General features: G+C 48.6%; 7 protein-coding genes. 1 reads left to right on the forward strand and 6 read right to left on the reverse strand.

The features are described from left to right. Positions 1 to 75: 75 nt before the first annotated feature. The 4 genes from OB13_RS16135 to OB13_RS16150 form a co-directional block, all read right to left on the reverse strand. A complete protein-coding gene (locus OB13_RS16135) occupies positions 76 to 402 on the reverse strand; it encodes a nucleotide pyrophosphohydrolase (RefSeq protein WP_461491207.1) in 327 nt (108 codons plus the stop codon). 14 nt (positions 403 to 416) lie between these two features. Beyond that, positions 417 to 1,340 (reverse strand): hypothetical protein, encoded by a 924-nt coding sequence (locus tag OB13_RS16140; RefSeq protein WP_461491208.1) that lies wholly within the window; start codon positions 1,338 to 1,340, stop codon positions 417 to 419. A 101-nt stretch (positions 1,341 to 1,441) separates the two neighbouring features. After that, positions 1,442 to 1,894, reverse strand: a complete 453-nt coding sequence (gene dtd / locus OB13_RS16145) for a D-aminoacyl-tRNA deacylase (RefSeq protein WP_461491209.1) — start codon at positions 1,892 to 1,894, stop codon at positions 1,442 to 1,444. Positions 1,895 to 2,442: 548 nt separating this feature from the next. Then, complete coding sequence (locus OB13_RS16150; protein WP_461491210.1) at positions 2,443 to 3,093, reverse strand: hypothetical protein; 651 nt, start codon at positions 3,091 to 3,093, stop codon at positions 2,443 to 2,445. A gap of 269 nt (positions 3,094 to 3,362) precedes the next feature. Here OB13_RS16150 and OB13_RS16155 point away from each other — a divergent pair, with 269 nt between their 5' ends. Beyond that, the gene (locus OB13_RS16155) at positions 3,363 to 4,655 is read left to right on the forward strand and encodes a phage integrase SAM-like domain-containing protein (protein ID WP_461491211.1); all 1,293 of its coding nucleotides are present in this window, start codon (positions 3,363 to 3,365) and stop codon (positions 4,653 to 4,655) included. A 150-nt stretch (positions 4,656 to 4,805) separates the two neighbouring features. Here OB13_RS16155 and OB13_RS16160 read toward each other — a convergent pair whose 3' ends face one another. Then, the gene (locus tag OB13_RS16160; protein ID WP_461491212.1) at positions 4,806 to 5,363 is read right to left on the reverse strand and encodes a hypothetical protein; all 558 of its coding nucleotides are present in this window, start codon (positions 5,361 to 5,363) and stop codon (positions 4,806 to 4,808) included. Positions 5,364 to 5,494: 131 nt separating this feature from the next. Then, a complete protein-coding gene (locus OB13_RS16165; RefSeq protein ID WP_461491213.1) occupies positions 5,495 to 5,821 on the reverse strand; it encodes a hypothetical protein in 327 nt (108 codons plus the stop codon). Positions 5,822 to 5,965 lie beyond the last annotated feature (144 nt).

Genomic DNA, 5,965 nt, shown 5'->3' on the forward strand with positions numbered 1-5,965 from the left:
CGATCATGCATGATCGGCCCTGTTTTGTTTCTTAAATTTCACTTCCTCAACTCCCCAACTCCTAAACTTCTAAACTTACTTCAGTTTCTCGTTCTGCTTGTGACGGTCGCTGTCGCGGGCGGTTTTCTTTTCGAGGTTCTTTCTCAGCGCCTCGGTCAGGTCTATACCTGTCTGGTTGGCAATACAGATCAGCACAAACAACACATCAGCCAGTTCGTTGGGGAGCTGCTTGCCTTCATCACTCTTTTTGAACGATTGCTCCCCATACTGCCTTGCCATGATGCGGGCCACTTCACCTACTTCCTCGGTCAGGATGGCCATGTTGGTCAACTCATTGAAGTAGCGTACGCCATTCTCTTTTATCCACGTATCTACGATGTGCTGGGCTTCGGCTATGGTCATGGTATTGCGGTAGGTTATTTGCCAAAATTAATAACAAAATCTACATAAGGCACTCCAATCGCAATTTCACTGGCAATTTCCCGGTTGTTGAGGAAAGCAAGGTCAACCGTAATGCGCTCACCCATAAAGCGTATCCCATACGACAACACACCATAGTAGCCATCAGCAGGCACAAACCAGTTTTCGGTCACAAAAGCTATGCGGCGGCTGGCGCGCTTCATGCCGCTCAGCGTAATAACCGGCTTGCTCGAAATCTCTCCATCTACAAAGCCATACCCTATCCCCAGCGTGGCATTGTTGTCCCTGTTGCCATACGTGGCAATGCCATAGCCTACGCCCAGGCCCGAAAAATCTTCATCCACTCCGATGGCATTGGCATACAGGATGCCGCCGCCGGCCCGCCATTTTTCACTGATCTGAAAGGTTGCTTTCGGTGTGAGGTAGAAAGCAGGGTTTCCTGTGAAAGTAGAAATCAGCTCAATACCACCCCCCATGGTGATGTTATCCGTGATGCCGATGTTGAAGGAATTGAGCACGAGGTACGTGTTCTGGTAATAGGCTTCCCCTTTTTTGAGGCTGAAGGCGGAGGGAGAGAACAGGTAGCGGGTAGCGTTAGGGTTCTCAAACCAGTACTCGCCGTTCCGCATGCGGCTGTCGTCCACGATTCGGGTGCTTTTGATCTGTGCATGCGGGATAACGAGCTCGCCCGCACTGTCTGTCATCAGGCGTATGCCACCTTCTGCCTGCCCCAGGAAAACGCCCTGTATCACCGAACCATCCCGCGTTTCTACGATCCACCGCTTGCCGATAACGCTTTGGGTTAGTGTTGTATCGGTTTGGGCATGCACAGAGGCGGAAGTAGCAGCCGTCAGCAGGCAAAAAAGCAGGACAAATCGCATAACTCTGGTTCGCCTGGCGACAGCATGTAGGGAGAGCATAAAGCGTTCGTTAAATTTTTGAAACAAGCGATAGAACTGATAGAAATATATAAATTTATTCTATTGTTTTTCTGATTGTCACCTTAAATATTAACTGCTCGCTATTCTCTGTTTTTGGAATCCATCGTGATAGTCACCGGGCCATCGTTGAGCAACGAAACTTTCATATCAGCCCCGAATTCGCCCGTCTGGACTTTCTTGCCCATTGCCTCTTCCAGTAGCTTTACAAAGCGCTCGTACAAAGGTATAGCCAGGGCAGGAGGGGCCGCATTGATGTAGGAAGGGCGGTTTCCTTTTTTGGTGTTGGCAAAGAGGGTAAACTGGCTGATCACCAGCAGGTCGCCTTGTACGTCCTGCACGCTCAGGTTCATCTTGTCTTCTGCGTCGCTGAATATCCGCAGTTGTACCACCTTGTGGGCTATCCATTTCAGGTCTTCCTCGGTGTCCTCGGCTGTGAAGCCTGCCAGTAGCAGCAAACCCATTCCTATTTCGCCTTTTACTTTATGGTTGATGGTGACAGAAGCCTGCGTTACCCGCTGTATCACTATGCGCATGGATGTGTGTCTTTGGTTTTGGGCAAAGGTAGGGGATCAGATGTAAATTAACTTTAACCTGTGAATTTACATGTTGCTGGTGCCGTAGCTGCGGCTTCCTTAGGCTTTAACCTGATGTTGTTGCATAGTTTCGCCTGGCCGGCGGGGCCTCACTTTTTTTCTTGACAAAAAAAGTAAGCAAAAAAGTCAAGACGCTTTTAAACTCGCTGACCGCTCAAACACAAAATCGTCAGTTGTGCACCTGGCCGAAGCTATACCTGCGTAGTTAAGGTTGTAAGGATGTCTGCTATACCTGTCAGTGTTGTCATTTCGACCAACGGGAGAAATGACAACACTGACAGGTATAAGCCATATTCCTTACTAACGTTAAAATGATAAGCTTAGGTAGTAGCAGAAAGTCCCCCTTCGAAGAGGGCAGGGGGATGACTATGCAGTGACTATGAAACAAGAACTGAAGCCATAGTAAAAACAGAAGCTCCCCGCCTTAGATAAGGAGGGGCAGGGGTGGTTGGATCCGGTAGAGGTAACTCATTGAAAAGTAGAAGATACTAATCCACATACCCCTCATACCGGATACGGTTGACTTTCCCGTTTTTGAGGAAGAAGCGCAGGTAGATAGGGGCTCCTTCCACGGAAGTGGCTACGATCTCAGAGTTGGTTTGCAAAATGCGTACGTCAAAGTTCCTGAGCTTCGACATCAGTTCCGGCTGGCCCATGCCTACCTTCATGTTGTTGCGTAGCGCTATACCTGTGTTGCTGATATCGGCTACCTGCAGCAACAAGTCCCCTGTCTGGGTAGGGGCGTATAGCTCTATCAACGACTCGCCAAAACGGATTGTGTAGATCGTGTCCGTGACAGAGGAACGGTGTATGTTTTCAATCGCTTCGGCATCCAGGGTAAAGTCTGTGGTGATGCGGGCAAAATAAGCATCGAGCTTTTTGCTCTGCCGGTAATCTGCCAGAAACGGGTTGCCCAGGAAATCGATGGTAGCAGGCGGGCCGGCAGCGTTCCGCCTGGCCAGCATGGTATCCGCCTGCGGATTCAGTTCATCATGCTCCTTGGACGTCGGGCGTTGCTCGCCGCTGGTTGTATCGGAACTGCACGCCTCTGCAGTCGAGCTTATCAGCAACAGCATGATCAGCAGGCGTACAGTGAGGCTGTACCTGTTGCATAGGCTGCTACGGAAGAAACGTGACATGATATCCAGGGATTAGAGGCAAGAAGACTATACTTTACATACGAGAACGGGCTCTTTCAAAGTTTTCTGAAAAGAGCTTTTATTCTATAGATTCTGCGGAGGATAAAGCATAATTTTGTGGCAAATATAGGAAGATAAAACGCTATCCCACAACATAACCGAATACGTTGCAGAAATTATTTTAAAGGCGGTTTTGCTGCAACGTAAACCCATGGTATATAGGGGTATGTTTCGTATTTTGCGTCACAGTTCACGTCACAGTAATAAGCATGATCTCCTGTAAGTTTTACCTCCATAATTTCACCTCCACCAAGGGCAAAAGCTCCATTTACTGCCGTGTCTTCTGCGATGGCCTCTATGAGCTGAGAACCTCCACCCACGAGCGCATTCTCCGGGAGGCCTGGCACCACGAGAACCAGAAAGTACTGGCCCGGAAAGAGCGCTATGCCTCCGAGATCAACAACCGCCTCCAGCACATTGCCGGCCGCGTGCAGAAAGAGTTTAGAGTTAAGCTCGACAACGGGGAGGTCCTCACCGACCAGGACCTGAAGCTCATCATCCGGCCAAATGATAAAAAGATTAACAAAGGGCCGGTCATGGTGCAGGAGTACTTCGACGAATGGGCCGACAGCTACAAGGCTAAGAAAAACCGGGGCAAGCCGGAAGGAAAGGCTGGCCATACCTACGTCAACAACCTCCAGCAGGTGGTCACCAAGATCGTGGAGTTCGACCAGAAGGCGCGCCCTTCGGATCTGGACAAAGCCTGGGTCAACCGGTTTGAGCACTGGCTGCTGAGCAAGTACGATATACAGGACTCTTCCCTGTCGCTCTACTGGCTGGTGCTGCGCAAGCTCAGGGAGCTGGACGGTCTCTCCAAGGAACACATCAGCTCAGGCAAAAAGGTGCGCTCCGATAAGTTCGATCTTACCTGGGAGGAGGTGCTGCAGCTGAGGGATGCGGAGTACTCGGATGAGAAGCTGCGCCGTGACGCACATGCCTTCGTCATCAACTGCCAACTGGCCCTGCGCTGGAGTGACCTGAGGGCGCTGCAGCCGCACCACTTCCTGAAGGTGCACAGCCACCGGCACGGCGACGTAGTAGTGCTGGACAAGAGCCAGCAGAAGACCTCGGAGCCGGTACTGATCCCGGTGCCGCCCATGGCCGCTGCCTTACTGGAACAGTACGGCTGGGAGATCCCGCTGGTAAGAACCAAGAAGGGCAACGCCATCACGCACCAGTTCGGGGAGCGCATCCGCGATGCGGCAGAGGAAGCCAAGCTCACCAGGTTAGTGAGAACAAGGAAAGTATTTAATGGCCAGGCAGAGGAGGGGGCTGTAAAGGTGCATGAAAAGATCACCAGCCACATTGCAAGGCATACAGGCTACACCCGCATCCGGAGCATCACCAAGAACAAAGAGCTGGCAGAGGCGCTGGTGGGGCACGTGGACAATTCAGCCTATGATCACCCGGATCCTGTGATCATCGTGGATGACCTGTTGGATGCCTGGGGGAAAGTGGAGGAGGAAGAAGACAGGAGGAGAGAAAAAAAAGAAGCCCTCTAAGTTAATAGAAGGCTTTAAGAGGTTTAACATCGCTTAATTTTTCTTGTAAAAGGATAATGTTAATTATCCAACATCGATGTCTTTCATGATATGTAGCTTGAGGGTTGTATAGATGTGTAGTGTAGCTTTGTATACGTAATTTTACAAAGTTTAGTTAAGAACACCAAACTTTGTGCCATAAGAAAATGTGCCGCCCTTTATTTGGCTTTTGTCAGAGTACTCTTCTGAGAAAACTTTCACTAGTCCGCTAAGGCCATGCTTCAACGTAACCTGGACCTCTACGGATTTCATATCGTCCTTTACAATGCTGTCTAAATCTTCAAATGTTCTAAATCTAATGCAATGGTTTGCCTGCTTTCGCCACCATGAAGGACGATAGCCAACCAGATGGGAGTGGGTGTAGGAAACAAGTTCTAATGGTCTCATTCTTGTGTTCATCATACCTGCAGGGGGTACAGGGTACTTCTCAAGTATCTGCAGGTTTACTTTGATATCGTAAGCAGGGAAAAAAGAATGATTTACGACCTTAATGAAGTATACCGTTTTATCATCCTCAAACTTAGAAGGGGACCTGCAGACAAAGGGGCTGACTTTGATGTGAGGTCGAAAGATAAATAGGAGAATAAATAAAAACAGAAGCGAGGCAGTTACACTACATGCTATATTTAAAACCAAAGAAATGATATTGATAGTAGTTGATTCGTCCATCTTGCAATAGGGTTCAAAGATGGTTGCAAATATATATATTAATTATCGCTTAATTTATATAGACAATGAAATATAAGACACCAATGCAATGAGCCATTCATTGTTGTGTACTCCTTTATTGTGAATATCCTTTAAATGTTGGTTAGGGCTCTTATACTAATCTCTATTTCCTGCCTTGCACGTTCCAGTCCATCAAGGGCTGCAAGCGGTACGGCTGGCTTCTCTATTTCCCCATCCAGTATATGCCCATAATTCACCCCATGCTCCCGGTAAGCTGTGACAAAGTTTACAACCACCTGCAGACTCACCTCTACGCGTGACTTCCGGATATCGGAGATGTGCCAGGACTGCAGGCCACAGCCTTCCGCTACTTTGGAGTATGAGCGGGCTATGCCAGTGGTTACTAGGCGCTCCACTTCCTCAAGAAATCGCTGTCTTACCTGTTCTTTGTCGTACATGTTTGCCATTATTACTAAATTACGCAATGGCAATTTAGTAATAATAGTAATGTATTTCTTTGGAAGTATTGGTAATAGAATTAAGGGTTGCATCTTAAGATCATTGTTCAGGTTAGGAATGTGCTCCTGTAACAACTAAGGTTT

It is taken from the genome of Pontibacter sp. HJ8, assembly GCF_054824225.1.

What these genes read in the sequence shown, in the direction of transcription:
- OB13_RS16135 (WP_461491207.1), bottom strand. Translation starts at nt 402, where the DNA reads ATGACCATAGCCGAAGCCCAGCACATCGTAGATACGTGGATAAAAGAG.
- OB13_RS16140 (WP_461491208.1), bottom strand. Translation starts at nt 1,340, where the DNA reads ATGCTCTCCCTACATGCTGTCGCCAGGCGAACCAGAGTTATGCGATTT.
- dtd (WP_461491209.1), bottom strand. Translation starts at nt 1,894, where the DNA reads ATGCGCATAGTGATACAGCGGGTAACGCAGGCTTCTGTCACCATCAAC.
- OB13_RS16150 (WP_461491210.1), bottom strand. Translation starts at nt 3,093, where the DNA reads ATGTCACGTTTCTTCCGTAGCAGCCTATGCAACAGGTACAGCCTCACT.
- OB13_RS16155 (WP_461491211.1), top strand. Translation starts at nt 3,363, where the DNA reads ATGATCTCCTGTAAGTTTTACCTCCATAATTTCACCTCCACCAAGGGC.
- OB13_RS16160 (WP_461491212.1), bottom strand. Translation starts at nt 5,363, where the DNA reads ATGGACGAATCAACTACTATCAATATCATTTCTTTGGTTTTAAATATA.
- OB13_RS16165 (WP_461491213.1), bottom strand. Translation starts at nt 5,821, where the DNA reads ATGTACGACAAAGAACAGGTAAGACAGCGATTTCTTGAGGAAGTGGAG.